Origin of the sequence: Bacillus sp. TE8-1 (assembly GCF_008368855.1) — a bacterium.
In the GTDB taxonomy this organism is placed as follows: domain Bacteria; phylum Bacillota; class Bacilli; order Bacillales; family Bacillaceae_G; genus Bacillus_A; species Bacillus_A cereus.
The window spans coordinates 125176-150226 of sequence record NZ_QPET01000023.1 but is presented as its reverse complement, the minus strand read 5'-3'; the positions used below and the strand labels follow the sequence as shown (position 1 = coordinate 150226).

Here is a 25051-nt window from a genome sequence, read left to right as displayed (position 1 = left end):
TATAAGAAACCCCACCTAATAATTAGATGGGGTTTTGTAATTAGAATGTTGGATATCCCCAAGGGGCTGAATTTAACTGATTTCGTAGTGGTGTTGTTCTACCTTGTGCTAACCCTTTTCCTAAATTCATTCCAAGATTCGCTAACTGTTGACTAGAAGTTTGTCCAGTTACATTAGGTAAAGTAATATTGACATACATATCTCCTGATTGAACACTAAAGTTTGAATGTGTACCTTTACTTGTTAGATAATCATACTGAGACATAACCTGTACGCCTTCAGGAAGATTAAACGTTCCACCCATTTGTGCTCTTAACTCTTGGTGGATACCAATCTGTGCTTGTAAAGATTGCTTTGTCAATTCTCGAATATCTTTCATGATTTGTTCGTATTCAGATGAACCTTCTTCAAACTTACCACTATTTCGCTCTGCAATTCTTACCGCTAAGGTCTTATCTATAAGTGATTTACGATCTTGTAATTCTCTTACTCTTAGGTCACGTGCTAAGAAACTATCATCTCCTATACTTGGTCCAAAGTTCACACGTTCCTGCATGTACTTAATTTCCAAATCATCCATATTATTACCGAAATCATGTCTCCAAGCTGTAAGCCTTTGTATCCTTAAATTTTTAACTTCTAATTCAGCACTTGCGATTTGTTGACTCAATCCTTGAATAGTATCTTGTAACTGACCATCTGGATCTGCTAACTGTTGGGATTGCAGATTTGCCAGTTTACTTTTCATTTCTCCAATCATAGATTGGCTTGAAACAATTTGCGAATCAATATAAGTAGGGCTCTCTGTGTTCATGCTAATAGCATTTAATGTATCCTTATACTGTTTCTTAGCCTGAGCTCTAGAAAACCCTTTCTGAGTGTCGTTAACATAAAATTCTGTTTTAATACGTTGTGCTTCAATTTGTTTTTTCTTATATTCTAGATCAAAATCAGCTTTTAATTTCTTTTCTTTGTCCTTACTTCTTTCAACAGATTCTTTAATTTTTTTATAATCATCCGTCTCTATTCTTTCTTTAGTTTCTGGATCCTCAGTATATCTTTTTCCGTTTTTTTCTAAATATTCCAACTCAGCTTCTCGCTGTTGAGTAAAATTATGAAGCTCGTCCATCTCTTTTTTGTAAGCTTCGCGCTCTTGTTGAATTACTTGTAATCTAAGTTTCATATACTCTTTTGAGTCAGCTTTCACACCATCTAAAAGGGCGGTAATTAAGTTAAGTTCTCCCTTATTATTAGCAACTTTCTGGCTCTCTTGAATACGAGATTTTAAATCATCATAAGAAAAGGAATCATATTGACCCTCACCTAACATTTTATTTTCCCGGGCTTTACGAGCTTTTTCTGCATCATCCCTTCGCATATTCTGCTCTGATTCAGAGATGGCTGCTTTCGTATATTGATCTATAAACTCTTCTTTTTCCAATTGCTGCTTCTTAGCATACATTCCAGTTTGATTTAAATACGATTGTGTTAAATCTGTTAAAGATGCTTTTGAATAATTCCCATCTTGACCTTTAGATTTTGCATCATTTGCCCTTTTCTCATTCTCTTTTCCTAAAGCTTCATTCCAATCTGATGTTCCATATTCTTTCTTAATCCAATTCTCAAATCCCTCTTTAAATCCTCCTTTCCCGATAATAGGCCAATCCTTAATTACTCCTACCTCGTTAATACCTACATCAGGAGTTCCTGGTGAAAAAAGATTTGTAATTCCATTCCACGCTAGTCCAGCTCCCCTTAGAAAGCCACTCCAGCCTTCATCTTCCTCATATTTAACATATGCTTCAGCGGCACCTGCGGTTTGATTATGATAATCTCGTATTTTTGTTTGCTTGGGCGTTAACCCTAAGCTCTCAGCAGAATTTGATAAAACATCACCAACAGCGGTTGCAATAGCTAATTGTTTAGCAAATTTCCCTACGCTGCGTGCAAGTCCCATAATAGCCCCACCAGCTCCTCTTGTTCGCTGTGGGATAGTATCAAGAAAATCAAGAAAACCCTGCATTCTATTCTTTGATGCACCTTCAGCTTCATCAGCTACTTTTTTTACAGCACTCGATAAATCTCTATACGCAGTGGTACTTTGTCTTGTTTGTATAGTAGCCTTACGGTTATTAGCCTCATATTCATCGAGTGCCTTGTTAAGTCCATCCATATTATTTATTGATTTGCCTACACTTTGATAGTTTTGATCTAGATAGGTCTCAAATCCAATGCGTTTTTGATCATCCATTTGAGCCAAACGACCAGCTGTTGATTTTTGATTCTCATTCATACTGTCAAAGTTAGTTCTATTTGATAAGGTATTGACTAAATGCTCTGAGAAATTTGTGGTAAAAACATCTGTTAATAATTTACTTTGGGTAAGGTTGCGAGCATTATAGGCTGAACGAGTATGTAATTCATCAGCTGTTAATTCTTTCTTTTCACCCTTATAATAGCCTTTAGATTCATCCATGATGCTAAGAAAATCGGACATATTTTCAGCTTTTCCACCATGATCTTTTACATATTCTTTTATCTCATTCTTTCTATCCTCTTTTAAATTCGCTAATTCTTCAAAATAACTTTTTAACGTATCATTTTTCATAGCCGCACGATAGAACTTTTTGTTATTTACTTGATTGCGTAAATCTTGGCTCTCCCCCAAAACATGATCATTTAAAAACCCTATCGCTCCGTCCACTTTACGATTTGTTAAAGATGTACCACCAAAGAATTTGTTTTCCATAGTAGCTTTCTTGTAATGCTCTTCATAATTACTCAATTGACCTAATCGTTTTACTCCATGAATAGCACCAAAACCTACCAAGGCATTACCTAAAATCGTAATTAACTGTGCAAATAGCCCTGCATGTTTCTCCATTCCCTGGGCTAAGTTTGTAATAATTTTTGCTAAAGTTTGTACCTCTGGATTTAGCGCATCTAATACTGATACTAATGCGTTATTAACAGATACCCCAGCTCGTTCCATTGTCACAGTAGGTGATTTCATTGTCACAGCCATCATTTCTTGAAGACGTGCAGGATCTTTTTTAAATTCATTAATTTCTTGCTTAATTTTCCAATACGATAAATCCTTACTGTTATTTATACCCTCTTTATGCATGGTCTCTAAAAAGGACATCAGTTTTGGTGGCTGATTTGCCCCACCTTCTCCATACAGAATGGATTTTACTTTATCTTCTCCAATATATTTATTTTTGCTTGCTTTCGCGGTGTCTGATAGGATATCAATGAAATTCCGACGTACTTTCATACCACTCTCATTTTTTTCAAATACCTTTACACCATAATTTTCTAATTGTTTAGAAACAGATGGTAAAGTAATACGCTCTGCAATCGTTTTTATGGCTGCACCTGCATTCTCCCCTGTTTCTCCTGAAGTTTGAATAGCTAAAGCATTTAATGTCACAGCATCTTCTGCATTCACTCCCACTGAATGGAGTGCTGTACCCGATTTTGACATAGCCTTCATAACATCTTCACTGTTCGCTTTAGTTTGACTTGTAGCAACAGCAAAAGAGTTAACTACTCCATCCAACTCCCAGACAGATAATTTAAACTGTGCCATAATTGTCTGTAATCCTGGAGCAATTGTTTCAACTAAGTCTGATTTGTTATCTAAGCGATAAACCTTAGAAGCTTGATCAACAAATTGTCGTGCAGATTGTTTATCTCCTGTTACATTTGATGCTATACCAGCTACCTTAGACATTCTTTCATAATCAATACCGTAAAGAGTGGATAAATCACGTACATTATTCATTAGATTTCCAGTATCATTATCTAATTTTAACCAATCTGTATTTCCATTTTTGTTTTTATATTCTGGTTTCAAAGAGAAGTTTTGTGTAATCTTTAACTGTTCTAACTGAGCAATTTTAAAGGTTTCCATTGCCTTAGATATTGCAGCCATCGGATCTAGCATTGAGCCCGAAGCAAGGCTCCTAACTTGTTTGGTAACCGCTCCAGCCATTCCAAACCCGTCAAAAGGATTGTCTTGTTTTGTGGATTTACTTGTACTAGAATCGCTATTATTTTTATTTGTATTACTATGATTTGATCCACTTGAGTTATTTAAAGTATTAGCACTATTTCCTGCAATAAAGCTTAACTGTCTATTACTATTCGCCTTTTGAGGGTTAGTATTAATTTCTAGAATTTCATTTCTTATATGTGCAAACTGCTTATCAACGGACTCCTTGATTTTTTTAATAATTTGCTTATTCAGCTTGTTAATTTCACTAGTTAAATATTGCGTAATATTAGAATGAGGTTCAAAGTCCACAGCTCTTACTGATTGTTTCATTGACATCATTATTTTATTTGTTCCTGCAGTTAATTTTTTATTAATTGTATTTTCCATACCCTCAAACTGCCTTTTTAAAGCATATCCTCTTAGAGATCCTCTATCCACAGAATGAAAAGTATGAGCTAACTCGGCTGGAGAAACACCTAAATCATTTGCAATATACCTTTGAAGTTGTTTAGATATATTTTTCATAGGTACTTCTACAGATTTGAGATCAATCTTTTGCAGCCCTCCTCGTATGCCTTTTATATAATTTTCTATTAAACTATCAATACGCTTAGCTGTTTTTATAATCTCGCTATCAATGCTATTCTCTTCGCTAATAACACCCTCGAAATCAAATTTTATAGAATCTTTTATTTTCCCTCTTACTTTTTTCGTTAATTCAGATAAATCTTTCGATGAAATTGTGAATGTCTGTCCTTCAATAGCAACCTCAGGGTTCAGTAAAATAGGTTTTAATTGATTTTTAATACTTACTAAAATTTGCTTAACCGTTCCCTTAGAAATATCTAATTTAAGTCCACTCAAGTTATCTGCATTTACTAAATCCCCCCCATTTTCGCGAATGGAATTTACTAATTGTTTAATTTGATTACTAATTAACTTAGAGATTTCTTTATTAATTTTATTAAATTCATCTTTTCCAACTGGTACTACGCTATTATTCATAGCAGAATCCATATTAATGTTTATATTTTTGATCATCTTTACAATCGTTTTATTTAACTCTTTATCTACTTTAAACATCAATTGTTGAACGGTTTCTTGTTTAATACTTAAAGGTGCTGTCCCAACTGAAGATAAAGTAATACCATTTGCCTGGACGATATTATTTAATTCTTGCTCAAGTTTTGCTCTAAGGTTACTTCCCGCTGCCTTAGATGTCTGAGCCGATAACGAAGATAAAGAGCTTTTCATAGTATCTATACGTTTTTCTATACTACCAAAACGATGATCTAGCTGTTCCAACTGTACTCCAAACTCTTTCATATTTTTTATTGACTTATCAAACTCTAGTGCAATAGTAGCACCAATATTTTGATTATTGACTGTCACTTATTTCACCTTCCTTTTACATAATAAAATCCCGCCCTATCCTCAAATAAAAAGGAAGGGCAGGATTATTTATTAGAGAATACCTGCTAACCACTCCATGTCATCAGCATTTGCAACCTCATATCCGTCAATTACTTCTTTTCCATCACTATGTTTTAGATTATCCTGTTCGGTAGCTTGAGCTGAACCGTCCCCAAATAACCCAGTGAAGGACATTGAATGTACCTTAACTGTAAACTCTATATGCTTATGGCATTTCTTTAAGTAATAGTTTAACTGAGGTAATGTCAAATCCCATATATCCTGTTTTTTCATCCCCAGGTAGTGACCTAAGTTAAAGAAAATTTCTGCCCAATCAACGTAGGCATTTTCGTCATATTCTTTTTCTTCTTCCTCAGAGTCTATAAAGACTTTTTTAAGCCATTAAGTCCAATCATAATATCTATAATTTCTTTAGCTGTTACAATATCAATATAATCCCCTAAATACTGAGCTGAAATTTCTTTATAATACGGTTTAAAGCCCATCAATAGGACCTCTAATAGTTCATCATAACTATCATTACCTGTTTCATCTGCAATTAAATTAGCAATAATGACACCTGTATCAATTGTATTCAACTTTTTCATTAAGTTTTTAGCATCTTTTAATCCTAAAGGAGGGATAGCATAGGTTTTTCCATCACGTAATGTTACCTTTTCATCCTCTTCGAAGAATACTTTTTCAATAAACTCTGATTCTTGCTTAGTTAACTTTACTTCCTCTTGTTTATTAGGTTCTTGCTGTTCAACCTTTTTCTCTGCTTCCTCTACAAGAGTAGGTTCCTCAATAGCTTCTTCTCTACTTGGAATTGCTAAATTACGTTCACTCATTTAATCTCCCCCTATATTACTCTATTACCCCTTAATAAATTTATAGAGGACGCAAGGAAGGGGATCACCTAAACGACCTCGTAACTAATATAAGAATTTATGTGTTAAATGTAACAACCTTATGAAAAAAGGTTTAAGTGATAGATATTTTTTATAATCCATTCTCACCCTTATCTAAAGTTTTAAAAATGAATCAATAAAAAAGAGGATACATTAGTATCCTCCTCTCTAATTAACAAACATCGCCATTTTTTTCAATTTGATAACGCTTAATAGAACCTAAACGACTGTCTGTACGTTCCCCATCAATAACTGTAAGTGTAATACTATGAGTCGCTGCTGTTTGTCGTGCTGTGTCTAATGTAAAATTAGATTTCACTCGGCAAGAATACAATTCAACTTGGAATCCTTGAATGCTACCATCCATTTGTTCAAAATGTCCATCATGAACAACAGATACTGTAAGAGGAAAATCACGAGAACCAATTGCCATTACATCTACAACTTCTGGTCGTTTGTAGTTCACATAAATTTGCTCTCCTTCAAGATAATCATTAAACTTAATCTCCCCTGTAGAAGGATCAATTGTATACTCACCTTTTGCAGGATTAGTTGTTACTTTCTTAAGTAATTTATTCTCTTTTACTAATCTTACAGATACATGCTCTGTCTTAGAAGAAGCTGAACCTAAAGATCCACCAAATAGAGGATTCTTAAGAGTCACTAGTCCACCTTTAACATCATGACGTTCTTCTAATACCCATACAAAACCATCAGGATCGATAGAAGATGACGCTACAGGATAATAAACTACTACAGTATCACCTTCAACCGCACCACCTTTTAGTGTTACTGCTGATCCATTTACTGTAATTGCTGATTCTGGTACAAATGAACCTGCAACTTGGTTGAAAATTTGTACTTTAGGTGCTCCGCTACCTGTTAATACTGGACTAGATAATTTAATAGAAACAGGTTCAGTATCACCAGCAATTGTTACTGTTTCATTTTTCAATTCATAGGCTAATCCGCTAACTCCTTCTCGAAGTTTTGCCCCTAACACAAGACGTACCATGTTTAAATCAAATTTTGCATCCTCTGCAGTAATATCAATTACCTTTTTACGTAGTAAAGTATCAATAGGTGCTGAAGAGTCTCCCCCTTCAATATCAACCATATCCAACTGCACATCAAGACGCATATTCGCCATGTGACCTAGTGTAATTAATTCATCACACCCTGGAATTTTAGCCATAAATTTACCTGCACCTTTAATAATCATTTTCTTATTTTTACTGTTAAACTTGTCAAATTGTGACATTAACTACACCCCTCAATTTCAAAAATAAATTCAAATCTAGTGAAATACTTATAAGAGTGTTCTATTTCACTTGCAACCTCTGCAAATCCTACATACTGACCCTTGAAAAATACTCCTTTAAATAACCGCAGAGATTGATTATCGAATAATTGATTTATTCTATCTGCAAGGTCTAATGCCAATTCCACACCATCATTTGTGTAAATATCGAAGTCAAATGTTACCACATGAATATTATTGTTTCGTTCCTTTTGAACAAATGAATTGTAAAATACAATTAAAGGAATTTGTTTATTTAGTGCCTCTTTAGGAGACATACGCTTTTGTATGTGCATATCATTTTCCATATCTACTGTAATATTATTAAGACCCATACATTTACGTATTACACTATCTTCTCTCAATGTCTTATATATGCAAGCATAAACATCAGTGATACGTGGAAAGAACAACTCATCAAACCCTCTTGTAAGTATTTGCAGTAACAATATAAGAAAATCACAATGAAAATTTAACATCACTTAGAATAAATTTAGTCAAACTCTATCTCACCCCATAATTACTCTTAACGAAATTGATTTTTAAACTTAGATTCTATTAAACACTCACGTACATTCTTAACTATTGAATTGACGTGATCAAAGATTTTCTTATTTATTCTTCAATTAACAAATTAGCAATTCTATTAAAAGAAGTATTTGTCATTTAACATAAAACATGTAAACGATTTATTTCTCTGAATTTGTTTATAAATTACACTAAATAATTAAATCCACTTTGAAATTGATGGAATTCAATATAAAAATAATGGTTTTAAATATTTTTAGTTTCTAAAATGAGATAGTATTGAATCTATTTTTATATCAAATAATCATTATTAAATAATAGATAATAATTTATTAATAATATTATTTAGCTTTAATATGGTTGATTCAGCTTTTACCTTTAAATTAAATGCTGCAATTTATACTTTGTGATTCAGCAACAACCTTTAAACTAATAAGTCTCTTTAAAATTCACTTGCAACTATAGTTACTTAAATCTCGATAACTACAGTGAGGTGATATCTTGAATTTACATAAAGATAGAAATTTAAATGCTACTGATATAAAAAAATATTTTTCATTTTTATACAATGATAAACAGATAAGGATCGTTCTTACTACAAGTAATCAATTCTTATTTGTTGGATACGATATAGGAAAAAATGCGATTGGAATAAAAAATCCTTATAGCTTAATCGAAAATATGGACAATCGATCTAAATACAGTGCTGTAATTACCTTTAATCAGGATATTAACCCTCAACGCTATATTTTAGTTGATTTAGAGGGACTCCATCATATGGTCTATAGAGCCAGAAAAGTTAAGGTTAATAGATTAGATTTTATTCATTGGGCCATATCTATAGAAAAAAATATACTTTAATTCATTTTATTAAATTGGCTTTTACTGAAGTAACTATCCTTCATATGATTTAATAAATATCCCGGTTAAATATTAATTATTTTGTAACCCTCAACTTTCTAACAACTTATTACGACTTTTAAATAGGAATTGGAGGTGAGAAAATGAATTTAGATATAAGTATAAGCCTGTTGCTATTTATATCCTTAGGGGTACGCGCATTTTTATTTGAAATAAAATTTCAGTACACACGTGAAAGATTACGCAGTATTCATGAATTGTTTGAAATTTTTTTAGACTGTTCTTTTTGTAATGGCTTTTGGACTGGATTTTTTGGTTATGTAATTGTAAATGGTATTGATATTATTCTAATACCATTTGCTATTTTAGTTGGTTCTTCCTCATACTATTTAACGTTATTTGTTAAAAGTCTTACACAAAAAAATTAAGAAGCACAGTTTATGTCGTTTATTTCCTAAATTATCCACTCCACATCTTTATCTACTTAACCCTACTAAACTTTAGTAGGGTTTATTTAATATTCCTATTATTTCTATCTCTATACAAATTTCCAAACTAAGAAATTGCTCAAAATAGCAAAGTACATTTTGTACCTTACCTTGTTTACGCAACTAAAACAATAAATAAGACGACTATTAAAGTATCGATTACCTTTAGAAATGGAGTGAACAATATGATTTTCTTTTCAAGTAAGCACCGAATTAAAGATCTTTCTTTTCTAAATAAACTTTGGATGACACCCGTAGCTTATGGACTAAAATATCTTGCCGGAACTGTAATATACATTGCAGATAAATTTGATGAAAAGGTAAGATTTGAAATCCTAAAAAGACATATCTAAAATGGAGGAAATGAGAAAATAAAAAGAGGATTTATTCACTTTAAGAAAGGTTATAACGAATTGATAAAGGCCACTTTAAATTCCTGCCATCATGCAATGAATTAAAAAACATTTATAAATCCTTTCTTGAAAACTTTAGTTAGGGAGATATTATTCCTATAAACTATACAGGATAGTATTAGGTATCGCGGTGATTTCAAGTATAATTACGGACTTAAAAAGTTTAAAATTGCGTTAGTAAGAAAGAATCACTCTAAGGATATTTTTACTAACGCAATCTTACTTATTTTCGAAAAAATATTTTAACAATCTATAAATAGATTTTCTACCTAAAACATCGTATTATCATTAGCTGCTTCACTTGGAATCTCTTGAATTACATCCCAGTGTTCGACAATCTTTCCATCCTTTATACGGAAAATATCCACTATAGCAACTCCCTTATCTTGAGAGTGAGTACGAGAATGTACATGAAGAGCAACTGTATCTCCTTCAGCTACTACACGTTTAATTTCTGCAAAAGAATTAGGGTTCTTAACAAAATCCTCCTTAAAGAAATCCATGAAAGCTTTTCGTCCATCAGCTACAAAAGGATTATGTTGCTTGTAATCCTCACTTACATATTTTTAGTAAAAAAACTCATAGTTGAATTTAATGTATCTAATTCCTTTTATTATCAGAATAAGCCTTTACAACAACTATTTATTATTTATTATTTTGTATTTCATTAATTCTATAGTTTCTTTAATACACTTACCATTATCCATTGTTATATCTAATTTCTATTTAAAACCCTTCTTTGTAAGTTTACACCTATATATCGTGTTAAATTGTGTGTGGCAAGATAAAACAAGCTGTTAAATTTAATTATTGTTAGGTAGCTTCTACGGTATGATATTATCACACAATTAGTTATACATATAAAAAAGGTTTCCTGCCTTGTAACAGGAAACCTTTTATGTATTATTAACCTATAAACCTAAAATTTTAACAATCTGAGGTGCCTTAGCATTATCTATATAATAATGCATCTCTAACCCTCTTCTTTCTGAACGGAGTACGGTTCTCCTCAATTTTGATAAATGTTGTGAAACAGTGGATTGGGGGAGTCTTAATATTTCCGTTAACTGTGTAACATTACACATTTTATGATGCATTAATTCATTTACAATTTGTAATCGAACAGGATGTGCCATTACTTTTAATACATCTACATCGTCTTCATGGATTTCAGCTAGATTTCTTTCAGATATTAATGTTATCATTTCGCATTCTCCTTTATTATTAATTTCTCTTTTCCTTTTATCCTTATAATTAATACTTATAGCTAATTACCATTTGTCCTGTTGAGAAAATATATTCTCTTTTTAAAACAAAAAGGACACCAATTCATAAAAACGTTTTTTACTGCTTTAATGAATTGATGCCCTCTAATTTTTTGACCAGAATATATCTTGTTTTAAAGGATATCCTCAATTCCTTTTTCTCACATCTAGTAAAAAATATGTATTTCCTTTAAAATCCATATAAAGAATATTCTTCAAACCCTAAAAACATAAGTTTATTACAAAGTTTCTATCGAAAAACAATATGCAACTGGCTGGGGCTATTATGAAACTTGGTTTAATTGGAACTCTATGTTACCAGCTGGTACAACTTAAGAATTAGTCACTTTCTCAGACAATGGAGAAGATATTTGGGATGCAGGCACATTCCGCTATAAAGTTGAAGTTACAAATGCTGACGGTTCTGTTGATACAATTTACATAGCGCCAATAACATTAGTAAATTAAATAATAGGTTGGCTTCACATCTTATAATATATACTTTAACAATATCATTAAATCTTCACATAGATATACTGGATCATGAAAAGAAGGATTACACCTTCCTTTTTTATATTTTAAAATAAAAACGTATCCCCACCTATATTTATCTATACCAATTTAAGAAATAAATAATTCAAAAAGAAAAACACTACAACAAAGAATGTCTATTTGTTTCTTTTCGTTAATTTTCCTACATGTTGTATATAAAAAAATAAAGTAATACCTGTCATAGTAATTAAAAAGATTTGATAGTAATCAATCAACTGTAGTACCCCCTCCATACCAAAATAAACTCAACGAAATATTCACTATAAAACCAACGTATGTAAAAAAACAGCTACAAGTCCATTCATAGTTTTAAAAATTTGTCCTCCTCTTCTTCTAAGAATATTCAAAATTTCAAATAGATTATCTTATATCGCCATCTTATGTATGCAGAATTACATATCAAACCATATCGAAAACCATTCTCATTGTAACTATAATGGTTTCAAGAAGTGGTGTTTTTACTTCCTTTTCAAATCTCAAAATATATTAAAGGGGACACTAACATTGTGAAAAAAGCTATTTTAGCAGGGGCACTAGGAATTGTAGTACTATCAGGTATGAATTTACCAGGAGTAGAGGCATCAAAAACAAGTGCAGCAACTACAAATTTAGAAACTCAAGAAGTTACAAAATACTACTCTATGAGTTCCTATGAAGTTTCCCCAAAAAAATCATTTAATCTTAATAAAGGGGAAGAACTTACGGTCTTTGTACAAAATTCCGGGTTCCCAATTTCTTATACAGTCTTTGATGCAGATAATCAAGTAATTGGCACATACAATGCTAATTCACCATATGGTCGCGTATTCAAAGCACAATAAGACGGTAATATTTCTGTTCAATTTCAAGCAGGAGTAAATTCTTCTTACATGAAGAAAATGAATTTCACAGCTAAATTCGCAGTTTCTAAACTTAACCAACAATAAAAAATTTAACGATCCTCTTTAAAAACAAATTAAAAAGGTATATCCCTTCAATGGGATATACCTTTAACTTTAGTGAATTTTATATTGACCAGATAACCTCTCTTGCGCCATACGAACTAAACGTTTCGTAATCTCTCCACCTACTGAACCATTTGCTCGTGAAGTTGAATCTGGTCCAAGTGTAACGCCAAACTCCTGAGCAATTTCATACTTCATTTGCTCAATTGCACTTGCTGCCGCCGCTACCAAAATCTCGTTTGAATTATTATTTTCTCGAATTTGCATTTCTAACACACCTCCATTTAATTGGTAATATCATGCTCTATTTCCAATTAAATATGCAAAATTTAAATTTATTTAAGTAAGCGTGTGATTTACATTAATACATTCCAATTAAAAAAGATTTTATAAATGAATCAATATAATCCTTATTGATTATATTGAATTTTAAACTATCCATTAATTCTTGTAACTCTTGTGATAGCCAACTTAATGATGTTGCTAGTTCCGCAATAGTGAGTTTAGTGTTTCACTTAACTCTTTGATGTTCGGATATTAACAATATATTGTTAATAATCACCATTTTATAGGTACACCTACATATAGGCCAAGTATGCAATTACAGAACGTTTGTTATAAAAAAACGTAAACATGTCAAACAAAAAAGACTCAATTACTATATCTCATCCCTTCTTTTAAATATAAATCTACTACCTCGTTCTTAAATTCTACATTGTTAGTGACTCTAATTTTCCCCATAGAAAAATCCGCTCTTAACTCTCAATCAATTTCTTAAATTTCTTTTCTAATTGATCTGGTGGTAATACACCTCGCACATGATCTACTATAATTCCATCTTTATTAACAAAAAATGTCGTCGGTAAAGAAAATACTTTATAATCTAGTCCAGCTACTCCGTCCATATCTAGTAGAACAGGAAACTCAAACCCATAGCGATTAGCAAATGCGCTTGCTTCTTGTACTGGGTCACTAACAGTTGCATTCACCGCAAAAATTTCAACATCCTTTTTATATTTATCATACATATGAACTAAGTCAGGTGCCTCCATTTCACACGGCCCACACCATGATGCCCAAAAATTAATAATATATGGTTTTCCCTTGGCATCATTTAACGACTGCAACTTTCCGTCTAATCCTTTTAATGTGATGCTAGGTGCTTTAAAACCGACTTGTGGTAATACTTCTTTCTCCTGTAGCTCTGCTTGTTTCGCTTTTCTTTCCTTTTCTTCTTTCTTTAAATTATAAAAGTTAACCCCCGCCCAAAGGAGAGCACCTACTAGTATAATAGCAATTAGTTTCTTCACTTTTCTTCCTCCTCATTTTTAAAAACCTGTAAATCCACCGAATAGACGAATAAAGAATGCTGTAATTTTCGTCATTTAATTTGTATACAATAAAACACCTGTAATATATGATAAATAATATATATAGGGATAAAAAGTATCATGATATAAATGACAATACCTCTATCCACACTACATAGAGTAGTGTTCATCCTTAAAAAAAGAGGCTATATGCACTCTCCGACAATAAGGACAACCGACACACAGAATAACCCTATTGTTACATATACCGAATTCGTATGTAACGGGATATTAAACTTCACAACTTTTTCATTTAACACTTGCTTGATTCGTAAATTTATTGCTGTTTTTGCAAATGAAGCTGTAACACATCCATTTTCCATTGTCTTTATTTTAATCAATTTTAATAATGCACTACCTAACTCAAATGAAGATTTCATTTTTTGCATCGCATATTTATCTGCTGCTAACTCTTGATACGTATGATATCGTTGTAACAATCCTTTTAATATCGGGATGTACATCATTCCTTCTGCTAATAACGTAAAACAAAATAATTTTAGCGGATCCCAATTATTTTGATGATATTCTTCATGGAAAATAATCGCATCAATTTCTTCATCTGAAAATGTTTGAAGCAACCCTTCCGAAATGACAACTTTCGGACGGAATAATCCAATTGTAAATGCTGCAACTTCCGCAGTCGGCAGTATATGTATTTGTTTCCCTTTTCTAATAAATGGGATAAGTGCCTTTTGTACTTTTTTACTATAGAAAAATTGTCGCCAAATTCTTTTACAGACAATCAATACAGTAATTAATAATAACCCTGCTATTATAATACGAACCATTGATAGTTCTTTCATATGTTTTTCTAACTGAAACAAGCAAAACTTTGAAAGGAATAATGCCTTATTTTGAAAAAGAAATGGGTATGTAACATAATACAATAACAAGTTGAAAAAGAGGGTACTAACAATGAGCGCTAACAATACGATTTTACGCATTTGCCATTTCATTTCATCGATCCTCTTTTTTTAACTGATTCAATTTGTCTTCTAATTTTTTTATTAAATTCGGATCAGCCTGCTCTAGCTCATCTATCATATGAGTTACAACTAAATCTCCAAATTCCCCCACTAATTCCTGTGTCATTTTCTTCGTTTGATTGGATAAGAATTCTTCTTTCGTTTGTATAGCACGATATAAGCCACTTCTTTTCACAGTCTGTTTTTCTAGGTGTAATTTCTCTACTAACCTGTTCATAACTGTCATAACAGTATTAAAATTCACAGGCGATTCTTCACTTAATCTCTGCTGGACTTCTTTAATAGTAATACCTTCAGTAGACCAAATAATCTCCATAATCTTCGCTTCAAGCGGTCCAAAGAAATGATTTAATCCTTGCTCATTTAACCTATAGTTTTGCGTAAACATCGTATGACTCCTTTCACACTACGAATTGTAGTACAAATTAAATGAGAGGTCAAACGCGAGTAATATAAACTAAAATTCACTACCTATAAATACGTACCTCATTCTATTCATTATAAGCCTAACTTATCTCCAAATGTATCAAAAAGATACTGCTCTAATATTTGTACACTAAACTTCTCATTACGTCCAAGTGCAAATAATTCCCGATCTTTCGCTACGATAGTATCTAACGGAATAGCTACATTATCCACTATTTTTGTAATTTCAATTATATTACTTTTTACATTTACTTCTGTTTTAAATTCAACGTTTTCTAACACTATATGTGAACGTCTTCCTGATGCAAAAAAAGTAAAATTAGGATTTTTAACAACGCCAATTTCAGTCTCTAACGCATATAAATAGTGAAAAATTACATCTCTGTGTCCATCTTTTATTATTTTTTCATCCTTCTCATCGTCTAAGTATTCTTTCAGCTTCGTTGTAAATTCAAATCGAAAATCCACTTTTTTCACGCTCCTTCTTTGTATTTCATATTAAATAAATATATTGAAATAATTTTAACATATTGTAATACAACTTCCTATTAAAAGTAAAAACTGTTTTAAAAAATCGCTATTATTTCCGATACCCTTTTAAAATATAAGTATAAATTCAATATGAATCAATGCGTCATTATATCTATTTAAACATATTTTTTCCATATTTTGAAACATTAGTATGAAATATTATATATCAATGTATGGTTTCTAATGCATTGGTATATATAGTCAGTAGTTTCTTTACTATTCCGATATACTTAAGCTACATTTTCTAATTATTGATTATATTACGGAAGGAATGTAACTCTCTTCTATCGAATTTTTATATAACAAAAATAATTAGGTGGTGCTTTACTATGAAATTAGCTGTCATTGGTGGCGGTGATTTACAAGATTCAAATCACTTGCCTATTAATGAACGCCTTATAGAATTAACAAATAAACAGTACCCAAAAATATTGTTTATTCCAACGGCTAGTCATGATGATGAAAGCTATATAAAATTATTTTTAGACACGTTTGAAAAACAATTACATTGTGAAGTACAAATTTTACGCATTACAACAGATTCACCTTCTAAGTATGAAATAGAGGAGATGATTCATTCAGCCGATTTAATTTATCTAGGTGGCGGAAACTATATTCACATGCTTACGCAATGGAAAGAACATAGACTTGATAAAAAATTATTATTGGCTCTGCAACAAGGAACACTTATTGCTGGTTATAGCGCTGGTGCTATGTGTTGGTTCACGTCTAGTATCCGATCAGATTATGAAGGTTCTGGTTACATAGAGAGTAACGGATGGGGTATTGTTAATAAAAGATTTTGTCCACATTATAATCAATTAAACAGAATGAACGCCTTCCATTCCTTTTTACAAAATCATCAAGGGAATATAGAAGGAATTGCACTGGAGGATAATTGCGCTTTATATATTACAGAGGAATCCTTTGAGATTATCGGTGAATCAGAAAAAGCGTGGGAGTTTTATATGAGTGATAAAACTCTCATTAGACAACATTTTGATATAACTTTAAAAAGCTATTTGTAAACCTGCACTTAAGAAAAAATGTCCCTAAGTCTAATAACTTAGGGACATTTTTTCTATTTAACTAACTAATCGTGTAATTCGTTTCTTTTGCCATGAAAGCTTATAATATGCATACTGCAATAGTAAGCTGACAATAAATGCTGCTGGATACCCAATCCAGATACCTTCTATTCCAAGACTTGTATGGTAAGAAAGATAATATGCTACGGGTACTTCTACAAGCCAAATTGAAACAACTCCAATAACAGTTGGCCAAAGTACTGTACCGCTCGCTCGCATTGTCGCACTAATAATTTGTGCATGACCGAAAATTAAATAACTCCATAACGTAATCATAACTAAGCTATGAGCAATTTCAATTGTAGTTTGACTCGTTAAAAATAGTGATAAAATGTCTCTTGAGAATAAATAAATAAGAGATATTAACACACCACCGATGACGTAGTTCATAATAATTCCGGCCTTCACAACTTTCTGCAATCGATCAAATTGATTCGCCCCAATTGATTGTGCTGCAAAAATAGAAACTGTAATACCAAGGCTAACTGCTGGCATTTGTACATAACTTGCAACTTGATTCACAACGCCGTAAGCAGCTGTTGCATCCGAACCGTAACGATTTACAAATGCGATTACGGCAATCTCAGATAATGAAACTAATATCATATTTATACTTGCCGGTATACCGAGCCTTAGCAATAGCTTTAATAACTCCCCATCCATTCGAAGGTATTTTCTAACCGTTCCATCTAGTTGTAATGGGTGATTTTTCTTCTTTAAATACACAAGCATGACAATAAACGTAATAACTGTAGATATAACAGATGCATAGGCTGCTCCATACACATCTAATTTCGGAGCTCCTAACCATCCAAAAATAAGAACTGGTAATAAAATCATATTTAGTGCTGTACTTACAATTAAAAAGTAAAATGGCGTTTTAGAATCTCCTGTACCTCTCATAAATGTTGTATATGCGAAATATAAAAATAATACTGGCATCGATATAAATAAAATCCGTGCATAATGTACACTTATTTCAATAATATTTTCTGGTGTTCCCATTAGACGCATAATATCCATCGCAAAAATACTTCCTATTATCGCCAACACAACTCCAATAATAAAGGTAAATGTCAGCGTCGTACCAACGATAGCTTTTAAACGATCTTCGTTTTTAGCACCAAACGCCTGACCAATTAAAATAGAGCTTCCTGAACCGATACCAATTACAAATGAAACGAGCAAGAAAAATAATGGGAAGAATGCTGATATAGCCGCTAAATCATTAACTCCAAGCCATCTTCCTACTACTACCATACCAAATAATTGTCCAACTGATTGTAGTACATTACTTAATAATAACGGTACTAAAAACATCGACATCGATTTCCAAATCGGTTTACTCTCACTTTCCAACTTATGTGACTCCGCACCTTCTTTATTGTTATCTGCAGGTGGTTTCAAATTTCATTTCTCCTTTTATTAAACATCTATTTTCAATCTCTATCTCTTTGTATAGTTGTTATAATACTGTGCTTCTATTCATTTTCTTTTCGTATGATTATAACTTCACCCAATATTGACTTCCATCGGCTGTTCGATCTAAAAATCCATATTCGATTAAATATCTTCTTAATGTTACAAAATCAGGGTATACATTTTCTATCACTGTATTTACTTCTTTTTCAGTATACTTTTTATTACTATCAAACTTCTTCACTAAATGGCGCAATATAATTAATTTACGCTTTTGTTTCTTCGGAAATTTAGAGAGAGGTCCATCTAACCCTTCTGTAAAATGAGCTTTTAATACTTCATCATTTTCTTCTTCCGTAATATTGTATCGATCATCTACCATCGTTGCTGTTCTATGAATTGGCACAAATTTCGTTTGTACTTTTGATTTTTCTTCTGATAATTCCATTAGCGCTAAAAATACTTTTGCTTGTTTCATTTTCTCTCGCAGTGTAAATCGATGATTACGAATTGTTGATGTACTTCCGCCATCCATCTCTTTTACAATTTCTTTATCATTCAGTCCCATATAGAAAAACTGAACCATTTTCTTTTGTAAATCCGTTAATCCAGTAAATTTCTTATCCATATTTAGCAAATAATCAAACATAGACGTATGCTCATTTTGAATATGCAATTGGACGAACTTCTCTGCTTCATACAAAACTTGATTATCTTGATAAATAACACCTTTAATAAATGTTTCACCACAAGCTAAGCAAATGTACCCCTCTTTTTCTTCATCAAACACATACCCTTTCTTTAATTCCTCTATTGACGCATCCCAAAACTTCTCTGAAATATCGTTCATACTAAACACTCCTTCAAAATGTTTATTTAAAAACCAAACAAATCGCTATATCGTTTATTATTACTTCATCATCTTATCACAACACAAACAAACATTTCAACGTTTCGTTTGCCCATTTTATAAACTTTTATAAAAACATCTATCGAAAGGATTTAATACAACGAAAAGCGAATATGTTTATACAAATTCATTTTATAGGATGTAAAATAGAACATGAATATTCTTCAAGACCCTTGGTTTACCGTTAAGTAAATTGCACAGAACGCATATGCGATTAGTGAATATGGAACTGATATTCACTCATTACAAAACTTCAGTATTCAATTTTAACTACAAAAAAGATGTTTTCGTATAAGAAAACATCCTTTACTTTTTATATATTCTATTTACAGTCTCTACTAAAACCTTACTTGCTTGTACAAATGTATGCTTTCGATTTCTATCTTCAACAAATTTATTAGCACAACTACTCATAATCATCATACAACTAATTATGACTAACGCTATCTTTCTATTCTTGTAAGTCACTTTATGCCACTCCACTATTACAAAACTTCTTTTGAATTTATCCCATCAAGAAATTTTACATGAATAATAAAACGTGTGAATATGCAATTCTGCATATTCACACGTTTTATCACAATGTTATGATTTAATTTAGTTAAAGAACAAGTATACCGAGGTGACTAACTTGAAATTTAAAGCGAAAAAAAATCCATTCCACGTCATTTTCATTACATTATTTATAATTATTTTTTTCGTTTCGTTATTCTTCCAAAATGAAAATTCTATTTTTTTCACTCTCATGATGCTGCTAAATATCGTGAATCTTTCTTCATTCTATTTCTCTCACTACAACGTAACGGAATCATCTCTTGTTGTAAAACACGGTTTCATTTTTCATACTGAAATTCCATTTGAAGATATTCGTCACGTTAAATACTCTGGTAAAAAACTTCATTCAAAAAAATGGACTAGACAACAATTAGAAATCCATTACAATTTATTTGACTCAGTGACCACTTTCATACCACTAGAAGAAGAAAAATTCATTTCACTCTTAAAAGAGAACTGCCCACAGATGAAAGTAATGAATACGCCTGCTAACAAATAATATATTTTGAAGCTTGTAGTATTGCAAGTAGATGAAACATAAAAATGAACATCAAAAAAGCCAAGATTCTATACTAAGAACCCTGGCTTTTTCTATTACTCTTTTGGAGCAATCATTTTCTTTGGATCTACAATTTCATCAAATTGCTCTTCTGTTAGTAGCCCAGATTGCAATGCTGCTTCTTTTAAAGTTAATCCTTCTTTATGAGCATGCTTCGCAATTTTCGCTGCATTTTCATATCCGATATGTGGGTTTAGCGCTGTTACAAGCATTAGTGAGCGATTCACATTTTCATTAATTACTTCTTCATCTGCTTCAATACCAACTGCACAATTGTCATTAAACGAAACAATTGCATCCGCTAATAAGTGAGCTGATTGTAAGAAGTTATAAGCAATAACAGGTTTAAATACATTTAACTCAAAGTTACCTTGGCTCGCAGCAAATCCGATTGTTGCATCATTCCCCATTACTTGCGCTACAACCATCGTTAACGCTTCACTTTGCGTTGGATTTACTTTACCTGGCATAATAGAGCTTCCCGGTTCATTTGCTGGAATAATAATTTCTCCAAGACCACTACGTGGACCACTTGCAAGCCAACGTACATCGTTAGCGATCTTCATTAGATCCGCAGCTAATGCTTTTAATGCACCGTGGGTATATACAACTTCATCATGGCTCGTTAATGCATGGAACTTATTTGGTGCAGAAACAAATTGTTTACCTGTAAATTGACTAATTTCCTCTGATACCATCTCACCAAATTTAGGATGAGCATTAATACCTGTTCCAACCGCAGTTCCACCAATTGCTAACTCTTTCATATATGTATTGCTCTCTGCAATCATACGCTCTGTTTTTTCAAGCATACGGTGCCATCCGCTAATTTCTTGCCCTAAAGTTAACGGCGTTGCATCTTGTAAATGTGTACGACCAATTTTTATAATATGTTCAAATGCAGTTACTTTTTCTGCTAAAGTTTCTTTTAATTTCGTAATTGCTGGTAATACGTGATTTTCTACTGCGATTACACAAGCTACATGAAGCGCCGTTGGAAATGTATCATTTGAACTTTGTGACATGTTCACATCATCATTCGGATGAATATGTACGTCAGATCCCTTCTCTTTCAAAATTTGATTCCCACGATTTGCAATTACTTCATTCACATTCATGTTTGACTGTGTACCACTACCTGTTTGCCATACGACAAGCGGAAAATGTTCATTCCATTTCCCTGCAATCACTTCATCCGCAGCTTCTACAATTGCTTCTGCTTTTTCTTCTGATAGCTTTCCTAATTTTTGATTGCTAAGCGCTGCACTCTTCTTTAAAATTGCAAATGCTTTTACAATTTCAAGCGGCATTTGCTCTGTTCCAATTGGAAAGTTTTCTTTACTACGTTGTGTTTGTGCTGCCCATAATTTATCAGCTGGAACTTTTATTTCTCCTAATGTATCTCTTTCAATTCTGTACTCCATGTTTTCATCCCCTTGAAAATATAATACCTACATCTCTTATAATAACAGACTTTCTCTTAAATGATAAGAATTCTCACTCTTATATATAGATATTCTATATTTATTTAAAAAAATTCCTCTTGACCTAAACTTAAGTTTAGGCTGTATCCTTTCCATTGTAACCTACTATAACATTACTGGAGGAATTCAATATGAAAAAATATGCTTTTATAACAGGTGCGAATAAAGGAATTGGATATGAACTTGTTCGTCAATTAGCAGAAAAAGATTATCACGTATTTTTAGGTGCTCGTAATGAACAACTTGGACAACAAGCCGTAGAATCTTTAAATGTTTCAAACGTTTCCTATATTCAAGTAGATATTTCAAATTCACAATCCATTCAAGAAGCAACAAAGAAAATTTACGAAACGACTGATCACTTACATTTATTAATTAATAATGCAGGCATAGCGCTAGACTTCAATATGCTACCTAGTGAATTAAATATTGAAACTTTACGCCAAGGATTTGAAGTTAATTTTTTTGGAACTTTCCAAATGATGCAAGCCTTTTTACCATTATTAAAGAATTCAAGCAACAGTAAAATAATAAATGTAACAACTGACATGGCCTCACTAACAATGTTTGCTAATGGTGAAACACATCCAATTAATACACTAGGATATAATTCTTCAAAAACAGCTATTAATGCTTTAACATTAGCTTTTAGTAAAGAATTTGCCACTAACGGTCCAGAAGTATTTGGGGTAACTCCTGGTTTTACAACTACGGATCTTAATGGAAATTCCCCCGGTGGCCATACAACCACTGAAAGTGCTAAAATTATTATTAAATATGCATTAAGTGAAACAAACTATAATGGTAAAATACTTAACAAAGATGGCATTATACCTTGGTAATAAAAGGATGAATGATATGTATTATACAATTGGGCAAGTCGCCAAAATGCAACATTTAACTATTTCTCAAATACGTTATTACGATAAACAAGGACTGTTTCCTTTTCTGCAAAGAAACGAAAAAGGAGATCGAGTTTTTGATGAAGAAGCACTGAAATATTTAGAAATGATTTTGTGTTTAAAAAACACCAGTATGCCAATTCAAAAAATAAAACAATTTATCGACTGGTCTATGGAAGGAGAATCTACCATCCTTCAAAGGTTAGAATTAATGAAACAACAGGAGACCAATGTCTTACAGCTCATGCAAGACACTGAAAAAAACTTAAAAAAGATACAACAAAAAATTGCTAAATATGAGAATGAAATTACTTTAGCAAATGCTATTAAAAAATAAAAAAATCACCTTCTACATATTGTAGAAGGTGATTTTTATTTTATGATGCTTGCTTTCCTTTATCTGCATCATCTACATACCAGATGAATTTGCCTGTATATCCGTAAATAACTGCTAAAATTAACGATACGAAGCTTAACCACATAAACGGAACGTATGAGAACGTTGCTACACCTAAAATACCAGCCATAAAAATACCATTATCAGACCATGGAACCATACCTGAAGTTAACGTTCCACCTACTTCTGAGTTACGCGCTAATACACGACGGTCTATTTTTAATTTATCATAGCTATCTTCCATAATTTTTGGTGTTAAAATTAGTGATACATACATCGCACAACCAAATATATTAGCTAAGAATGCCACGATTAATGTAGACAATGTTACATTACCTGCAGAATTTAATTTCTTCTCAAATTTTGATACGATTACTTTTAAAACACCTAGTTTTTCAAGTAATCCACCAAATCCTAAACCGAAAATAATAACGGCTACTGAGCCAAGCATGCCGTTAATTCCACCACGGTTTAATAACTTGTCAACAAACTCAACACCAGATTGAATTGAGAATCCGTTATAAGCTGTTCCAATCGCCTCTCCAAAGTTCATCCCTTGGAAAAGAGTTGCCCAAATTGCACCAATTAAAGCTCCCATTGCAATTGTTGGCATAGACGGTTTCTTCATCGCTAATAGAACGATAACAATGACCGCCGGAACAAGCATCCATATTTTAATATCAAATTGCTTTAATAAAGCTTCTTTTAAAAATTCTACTCGATTCAAATCTACATTATCGCCGCCATACATCCAACCAGCTACAGTAAACATAATACTAGTAATAATATAAGCCGGAACATCTAATACGAGCATAGCTCGAACGTGAGCAATAACATCTACTTTCGCCATAGAAGCTGCAAGAACTGTGCTATCAGAAAGTGGTGATAATTTGTCGCCGAAATAAGCTCCTGAAAGAACTGCACCAGCAACAAGCGGAAGTGGTAAACCAAGTCCTTCACCAATCGCCATCATAGCAATACCTGCTGTTCCCACTGTTCCCCAAGACGTTCCTGTTGCGATAGAAGTTATAGAACAAATAATTAATGTTGCTAATAGGAATATGCTAGGGTGAATAAATTCTAATCCATAATAGATTAATGTTGGTACTACCCCACCAGCAATCCATGTTCCAATTAAAGCACCTACTGCAACTAAAATCAGTATCGCTTCTAATCCGTTAGAAATCCCTTTCGTAATTGCATCTTGCAATTCTTGATAACGAAATCCTAATCTTAATCCAAGCGCAATTACTAAAAACCATGAAATAAATAGCGCTAATTGAATTGGGAGATCAAAAATCGTTTGGAAGGAAAAGACAACAGCAAGAAATAGTAATAAAAGAACTATGATTTCTAGCATCGATGGTAATCTTACACTTTTCATTTTTTTCTCTCCTTACAAGTCGATAACATGACGTATGTCGTCTTACATGTATGTAATATACAATTAGCGAAGACAAAACAAAATTTTCATATTATTTCGATTTATTTTTCCAGTATAATATATTCACAACCCTTTCTATTGTAAAAGTAGATTACGTTTTTCGCAATGAAAAATATAAAAAATGTTGTATTTTTATTTATCCCGATATTTTCGGCCAATAAGACCTCCGCCTTAAAATTCAGTAAGTGCAAAGCACTTGGGTAAGAAATTAACTACTGTAAAATTCCGAATCGATATGAACATATTAAAGCTTCACTTTATTTACAAGGTACAATCCCATACTAACTTTTTTAATATTTGTT

22 protein-coding genes and 3 pseudogenes are annotated in these 25051 nt (G+C 32.3%); 7 read left to right on the top strand and 18 right to left on the bottom strand.

Annotated elements, in window-relative coordinates; genetic code table 11:
* Positions 1–40: 40 nt before the first annotated feature.
* The 5 genes from DN404_RS21840 to DN404_RS21820 form a co-directional block, all read right to left on the bottom strand.
* Complete coding sequence (locus DN404_RS21840; RefSeq protein WP_149215453.1) at positions 41–5392, bottom strand: phage tail tape measure protein; 5352 nt, start codon at positions 5390–5392, stop codon at positions 41–43.
* Between the two features lie 72 nt (positions 5393–5464).
* A complete protein-coding gene (locus DN404_RS21835) occupies positions 5465–5683 on the bottom strand; it encodes a hypothetical protein (RefSeq protein WP_255445264.1) in 219 nt (72 codons plus the stop codon).
* Between the two features lie 110 nt (positions 5684–5793).
* Positions 5794–6264: a DNA polymerase III subunit gamma/tau gene (locus DN404_RS21830; protein ID WP_090976056.1), complete on the bottom strand. Its 471-nt coding sequence runs from the start codon at positions 6262–6264 to the stop codon at positions 5794–5796.
* Between the two features lie 232 nt (positions 6265–6496).
* Complete coding sequence (locus DN404_RS21825; RefSeq protein ID WP_090976054.1) at positions 6497–7585, bottom strand: hypothetical protein; 1089 nt, start codon at positions 7583–7585, stop codon at positions 6497–6499.
* Entirely contained in the window at positions 7585–8037 is a 453-nt protein-coding gene (locus tag DN404_RS21820) for a hypothetical protein (protein WP_000465973.1), read from the bottom strand. The genes DN404_RS21825 and DN404_RS21820 overlap by 1 nt, the downstream gene beginning before the upstream one ends.
* Positions 8038–8653: 616 nt before the next feature.
* Between DN404_RS21820 and DN404_RS21815 the strand changes: the two genes are divergently transcribed.
* A complete protein-coding gene (locus DN404_RS21815; protein WP_149215451.1) occupies positions 8654–9013 on the top strand; it encodes a BRO-N domain-containing protein in 360 nt (119 codons plus the stop codon).
* 143 nt (positions 9014–9156) lie between these two features.
* Positions 9157–9441 carry a hypothetical protein gene (locus DN404_RS21810; protein WP_044584300.1) on the top strand — a complete coding sequence of 95 codons (285 nt, stop codon included), beginning with the start codon at positions 9157–9159 and terminating at the stop codon, positions 9439–9441.
* A 742-nt stretch (positions 9442–10183) separates the two neighbouring features.
* Here DN404_RS21810 and DN404_RS21805 read toward each other — a convergent pair.
* Positions 10184–10480, bottom strand: a pseudogene (locus DN404_RS21805) (nuclear transport factor 2 family protein); the annotation flags it as partial.
* A 345-nt stretch (positions 10481–10825) separates the two neighbouring features.
* The gene (locus DN404_RS21800) at positions 10826–11119 is read right to left on the bottom strand and encodes an ArsR/SmtB family transcription factor (protein ID WP_044584299.1); all 294 of its coding nucleotides are present in this window, start codon (positions 11117–11119) and stop codon (positions 10826–10828) included.
* Between the two features lie 1118 nt (positions 11120–12237).
* Between DN404_RS21800 and DN404_RS21790 the strand changes: the two are divergent.
* Positions 12238–12657 (top strand): annotated as a pseudogene (locus tag DN404_RS21790) (hypothetical protein).
* Positions 12658–12726: 69 nt separating this feature from the next.
* Here the strand turns inward: DN404_RS21790 and DN404_RS21785 are convergent.
* The 6 genes and pseudogenes from DN404_RS21785 to DN404_RS21765 form a co-directional block, all read right to left on the bottom strand.
* Complete coding sequence (locus tag DN404_RS21785; RefSeq protein ID WP_001167053.1) at positions 12727–12942, bottom strand: alpha/beta-type small acid-soluble spore protein; 216 nt, start codon at positions 12940–12942, stop codon at positions 12727–12729.
* Between the two features lie 488 nt (positions 12943–13430).
* The gene (locus tag DN404_RS21780; protein WP_006923231.1) at positions 13431–13985 is read right to left on the bottom strand and encodes a TlpA family protein disulfide reductase; all 555 of its coding nucleotides are present in this window, start codon (positions 13983–13985) and stop codon (positions 13431–13433) included.
* A gap of 18 nt (positions 13986–14003) precedes the next feature.
* Positions 14004–14090: pseudogene (locus tag DN404_RS30745) on the bottom strand (cytochrome c biogenesis protein CcdA); the annotation flags it as partial.
* 101 nt (positions 14091–14191) lie between these two features.
* Positions 14192–15004: a M56 family metallopeptidase gene (locus tag DN404_RS21775; protein WP_000871925.1), complete on the bottom strand. Its 813-nt coding sequence runs from the start codon at positions 15002–15004 to the stop codon at positions 14192–14194.
* A 1-nt stretch (position 15005) separates the two neighbouring features.
* Positions 15006–15422, bottom strand: coding sequence for a BlaI/MecI/CopY family transcriptional regulator (locus tag DN404_RS21770; protein ID WP_000495077.1), 417 nt, complete (start codon positions 15420–15422; stop codon positions 15006–15008).
* 110 nt (positions 15423–15532) lie between these two features.
* Positions 15533–15928, bottom strand: a complete 396-nt coding sequence (locus DN404_RS21765; protein WP_000347524.1) for a DUF3942 family protein — start codon at positions 15926–15928, stop codon at positions 15533–15535.
* Between the two features lie 392 nt (positions 15929–16320).
* Here DN404_RS21765 and DN404_RS21760 point away from each other — a divergent pair, with 392 nt between their 5' ends.
* Positions 16321–17019 (top strand): peptidase E, encoded by a 699-nt coding sequence (locus DN404_RS21760; RefSeq protein ID WP_149215450.1) that lies wholly within the window; start codon positions 16321–16323, stop codon positions 17017–17019.
* A 57-nt stretch (positions 17020–17076) separates the two neighbouring features.
* On the opposite strand, the gene DN404_RS21755 is transcribed toward DN404_RS21760, so the two are convergent.
* From DN404_RS21755 to DN404_RS30620, 3 genes are all read right to left on the bottom strand, one after another.
* Positions 17077–18486, bottom strand: a complete 1410-nt coding sequence (locus DN404_RS21755) for an MATE family efflux transporter (RefSeq protein ID WP_000804128.1) — start codon at positions 18484–18486, stop codon at positions 17077–17079.
* Between the two features lie 97 nt (positions 18487–18583).
* Positions 18584–19348, bottom strand: a complete 765-nt coding sequence (locus tag DN404_RS21750) for a DUF2087 domain-containing protein (RefSeq protein ID WP_097861580.1) — start codon at positions 19346–19348, stop codon at positions 18584–18586.
* A 366-nt stretch (positions 19349–19714) separates the two neighbouring features.
* Positions 19715–19876 carry a hypothetical protein gene (locus DN404_RS30620; protein ID WP_000221432.1) on the bottom strand — a complete coding sequence of 54 codons (162 nt, stop codon included), beginning with the start codon at positions 19874–19876 and terminating at the stop codon, positions 19715–19717.
* Positions 19877–20039: 163 nt separating this feature from the next.
* On the opposite strand from DN404_RS30620, the gene DN404_RS21745 reads away from it, so the two are divergent.
* Entirely contained in the window at positions 20040–20462 is a 423-nt protein-coding gene (locus tag DN404_RS21745; RefSeq protein WP_000669070.1) for a PH domain-containing protein, read from the top strand.
* Between the two features lie 95 nt (positions 20463–20557).
* On the opposite strand, the gene fumC is transcribed toward DN404_RS21745, so the two are convergent.
* Complete coding sequence (fumC, locus tag DN404_RS21740; protein ID WP_000456608.1) at positions 20558–21946, bottom strand: class II fumarate hydratase; 1389 nt, start codon at positions 21944–21946, stop codon at positions 20558–20560.
* Positions 21947–22137: 191 nt separating this feature from the next.
* Between fumC and DN404_RS21735 the strand changes: the two genes are divergently transcribed.
* Together DN404_RS21735 and DN404_RS21730 are read left to right on the top strand one after the other, a co-directional pair.
* The gene (locus DN404_RS21735) at positions 22138–22848 is read left to right on the top strand and encodes an SDR family NAD(P)-dependent oxidoreductase (RefSeq protein ID WP_000759549.1); all 711 of its coding nucleotides are present in this window, start codon (positions 22138–22140) and stop codon (positions 22846–22848) included.
* 16 nt (positions 22849–22864) lie between these two features.
* Positions 22865–23245, top strand: coding sequence for a MerR family transcriptional regulator (locus DN404_RS21730; protein ID WP_016122254.1), 381 nt, complete (start codon positions 22865–22867; stop codon positions 23243–23245).
* A 40-nt stretch (positions 23246–23285) separates the two neighbouring features.
* On the opposite strand, the gene nhaC is transcribed toward DN404_RS21730, so the two are convergent.
* A complete protein-coding gene (nhaC, locus tag DN404_RS21725) occupies positions 23286–24689 on the bottom strand; it encodes a Na+/H+ antiporter NhaC (protein ID WP_000843992.1) in 1404 nt (467 codons plus the stop codon).
* Positions 24690–25051: the final 362 nt, after the last annotated feature.

What these genes read in the sequence shown, in the direction of transcription:
- DN404_RS21830 (WP_090976056.1), bottom strand. Translation starts at nt 6,264, where the DNA reads ATGAGTGAACGTAATTTAGCAATTCCAAGTAGAGAAGAAGCTATTGAG.
- DN404_RS21825 (WP_090976054.1), bottom strand. Translation starts at nt 7,585, where the DNA reads ATGTCACAATTTGACAAGTTTAACAGTAAAAATAAGAAAATGATTATT.
- DN404_RS21810 (WP_044584300.1), top strand. Translation starts at nt 9,157, where the DNA reads ATGAATTTAGATATAAGTATAAGCCTGTTGCTATTTATATCCTTAGGG.
- DN404_RS21800 (WP_044584299.1), bottom strand. Translation starts at nt 11,119, where the DNA reads ATGATAACATTAATATCTGAAAGAAATCTAGCTGAAATCCATGAAGAC.
- DN404_RS21785 (WP_001167053.1), bottom strand. Translation starts at nt 12,942, where the DNA reads ATGCAAATTCGAGAAAATAATAATTCAAACGAGATTTTGGTAGCGGCG.
- DN404_RS21775 (WP_000871925.1), bottom strand. Translation starts at nt 15,004, where the DNA reads ATGAAATGGCAAATGCGTAAAATCGTATTGTTAGCGCTCATTGTTAGT.
- DN404_RS21770 (WP_000495077.1), bottom strand. Translation starts at nt 15,422, where the DNA reads ATGTTTACGCAAAACTATAGGTTAAATGAGCAAGGATTAAATCATTTC.
- DN404_RS21760 (WP_149215450.1), top strand. Translation starts at nt 16,321, where the DNA reads ATGAAATTAGCTGTCATTGGTGGCGGTGATTTACAAGATTCAAATCAC.
- DN404_RS21750 (WP_097861580.1), bottom strand. Translation starts at nt 19,348, where the DNA reads ATGAACGATATTTCAGAGAAGTTTTGGGATGCGTCAATAGAGGAATTA.
- fumC (WP_000456608.1), bottom strand. Translation starts at nt 21,946, where the DNA reads ATGGAGTACAGAATTGAAAGAGATACATTAGGAGAAATAAAAGTTCCA.
- DN404_RS21735 (WP_000759549.1), top strand. Translation starts at nt 22,138, where the DNA reads ATGAAAAAATATGCTTTTATAACAGGTGCGAATAAAGGAATTGGATAT.
- DN404_RS21730 (WP_016122254.1), top strand. Translation starts at nt 22,865, where the DNA reads ATGTATTATACAATTGGGCAAGTCGCCAAAATGCAACATTTAACTATT.
- nhaC (WP_000843992.1), bottom strand. Translation starts at nt 24,689, where the DNA reads ATGAAAAGTGTAAGATTACCATCGATGCTAGAAATCATAGTTCTTTTA.